This is a genomic window from Methanobrevibacter sp. (genome assembly GCF_045539575.1).
In the GTDB taxonomy this organism is placed as follows: domain Archaea; phylum Methanobacteriota; class Methanobacteria; order Methanobacteriales; family Methanobacteriaceae; genus Methanocatella.
In genome coordinates this window covers 1-3029 of the sequence record NZ_JAZQFM010000046.1, presented here as the reverse complement: position 1 = coordinate 3029, position 3029 = coordinate 1, and the positions used below count along the sequence as shown (strand labels likewise).

The 3029-nt window shown below is 32.2% G+C and carries 2 protein-coding genes; one reads left to right on the top strand and one right to left on the bottom strand.

Features of this window, described 5'->3' with window-relative positions; genetic code table 11:
* Positions 1-357: 357 nt before the first annotated feature.
* Positions 358-2559, top strand: a complete 2202-nt coding sequence (locus ACKI30_RS05885; RefSeq protein ID WP_407410721.1) for a right-handed parallel beta-helix repeat-containing protein — start codon at positions 358-360, stop codon at positions 2557-2559.
* A 260-nt stretch (positions 2560-2819) separates the two neighbouring features.
* Here ACKI30_RS05885 and ACKI30_RS05880 read toward each other — a convergent pair.
* Positions 2820-3029, bottom strand: a 210-nt coding sequence (locus ACKI30_RS05880) for a hypothetical protein (protein ID WP_407410719.1), incomplete at its 5' end; no start/stop codon positions are given.

Here is a 3029-nt window from a genome sequence, read left to right as displayed (position 1 = left end):
AATATTTTTCAAGAATAATTTCAAAATTTTAATTGAGAAAATTTCTTAAATACAAATTGTTTGTCTATTTCAATAACAAGTAGGGTAAAGTGTCTTTTAATCATTAAATTGATTATTTAAAATTATCTTTCTGAATATGATATATTGAAGTTTAATTCATTTTTCATGTCAAATCAATAGGTATATAAATATAAGTTTATCTGCCCCCGTTCTTCAAAATCGTTATGTATTTATATATTCGTTGATAGACTTTTAGTCATGTTTTAGATGTTTTAAACAAAGGATATGTATTTTTATGATTGTTTGAATGATATAAAACATTTTTTAGCATACAACTTTCAGGAGTTCAGGGAGAAAATGAAATACAAAAAAACAATAATCCCATTGGCGCTTGTTGTTTTTCTATTGAGCATTGCAGGTGTTAGTGCAAGTGAAATAGGGGATATTATAGCAAGTGAAAATGCAAATACAATCGATTTATCCACTGATAATGATATTGAGGATAATCTACAAACAAGTGAAGAAAACATGGTATTTACTTCAACTGATTATGATGAGGCTATTGCGCAAACTGATACTGAGGTATTGGGTGCGGATTCAGCTACATATTCTGATTTGGCCAATGAAATTAGCCAGCCAGGAAACATTACATTAACCCATAAAAACTATACTTACGATGAGGATGCAACAGCCATTATTATCACTGAGGCCAATAAAGTCATTGATGGTAACGGCGCAGTCATTGACATGAACGGATCAACAATCAGGGCATTTCATGTTAGTGCTTCCGGTGTAACAATTAAAAACCTAACCATTAAAAATGCTAATTATGATAGTGGTGGAGGAGCAATTCACTTTAGTAGTTCAGGTACTGTGACAAATTGTAATTTTGCTGATAACACTGCAACATATTATGGTGGTGCAGTTTACTTCAATAGCAAAGGTGAAGTGACAAATTGTAATTTTGTTGATAACAAAGCAACTGGAGATTATGGTCGTGGTGGTGCAGTTTTCTTTAATACAAATGGTGAAGTGACAAATTGTAATTTTACAAACAACACTGCTTCTAAAGATGGTGGTGCAGTTTTCTTTAATACAAATGGTGAAGTGACAAATTGTAATTTTACAAACAACACTGCTTCTAAAGATGGTGGTGCTGTCTGGATATATTCTGGTACTGTGTCAAATTGTAATTTTACTGATAACACTGCTTCAGGTGAGGGTGGCGCTATCAGATTCAGTGGTGAAGGTACTGTGACAAATTGTAATTTTACTGGCAATAATGCAACTGCTGGTTCTGCAATTTACTTCTACATTACATCAGCCACTAAAACTGTTTCTAATTCTCGTTTTTTAAACAATAGAGCAAATGCAGAAGCTTTAGAAATAACTAAAAATGATAACAACATTACAATTACATTCACAGGTAATGATAACCTTTTAAACGCAATCTATTCAAGAAATGGTGCTGAAGTTACTTTTACTAATGTGACATATTGGGGAGCAAATGGAATTACAACAGTCAGTGCTACTATGTCTGGATCCAATAAGGCCACCGGTCAAAATATCACTGTAGGTGTGGTTGTCAATGGTAAAGTTGTTTTAAATGAAGTTAACGTCACAGATGAGAATGGTACGATTGTTTTGGATATAATTGCAGGTGAAAATTATTACATAAGCGCTCGCCATAACACAGATTCATACTATACTGAAGCTGAAAAAACAATCACAAACATGATATTCAATGTGAATGTCACCTCCCAGACAACCAATAACAAGACTGTTAACATCACTGCAAAATCCAATATTCCAAATGATGTTGTGCAAGGTAAATTACTATTTATTCTGCCAAACGGCACTCAAATCAATGCAAATTATGCAGGTAATGGAACCTGGTGGGCAGTACACATATTTGATTATGGTGTTTATCAGGTCTCAGCATCATATTATGGATTGTATGATGTTACTGTCAAAAATGCAACAATCGCTATAAAACTTAAAACAGAACTAACAAGTAATGCAATAACTACTACTTACAATATTAACAAAAATCTGGTTATTACATTGAAAGACAGTACTGGTAAAGCTTTAAGTGGTGTTAGCGTAACTGTTGATTTGAACGGTGCTAAAACTTACGCCACTGACAAGAACGGTCAGGTCAAGGCATCAACCAAAGGACTCACTCCAAAAGCATACACTGCTAAGGTAACATTCAACGGAAACACAAAATATGCTAAATCAACCAAGGACATCAAGGTCACAGTCAAGAAGGCCACTCCTAAGATGAAAGCCAAAAAGAAAACATTCAAAAGGACTGTTAAAACCAAAAAGTACACTATTGTCTTAAAGGACAATACAGGCAAGGCAATGAAAAAGGTCAAGGTCACCTTGAAAATCAAGGGTAAAAAGACAATCACAGTCAAGACCAATTCCAAAGGTAAGGCAACCTTTAAAATCAAAAAACTGACCAAAAAGGGAACATTCAAATCAAAAATAACCTTCAAGGGAAACAAGTACTATAATAAGGTAACTAAGAAAGTTAAAATTAAAGTCAAGTAGGTGTTTACACATCTACTTCTATTTTTCATTTTTTCACTACCCATTCAACTGTCATATAATGAAATCAACGTTCAAATATCTTACCAATTTTTAGTTTTTTTCTTCATTCGGATTATTTTTTGTTCTATTTATCTGGATTTATTCAAAAAGTTATGTTTTTGAAATATATTTTTTCATTATGTTCTGAATTGATAGTAGATTAATATCAGTTTATAATCTCAATCATATTTTTTGAAGTTATTTATCTTTAATTGTGTTTATTAGGAAATTATGATTTCCCCAGCTTTATAACATTCCGCTAGATATTGTCTTGATTGATAATATAAATATGAGTTAAAATTCAGTATTTTTTCGGCTAACCATGAAGAAAACACTTCTTTTATACCTCTAAAAACATCTTTTTCATCATAATTATCTTCAATCAGTCTTTCGAATACTTCTCCAATTTCCCAATAATCTGGAATGTTGTA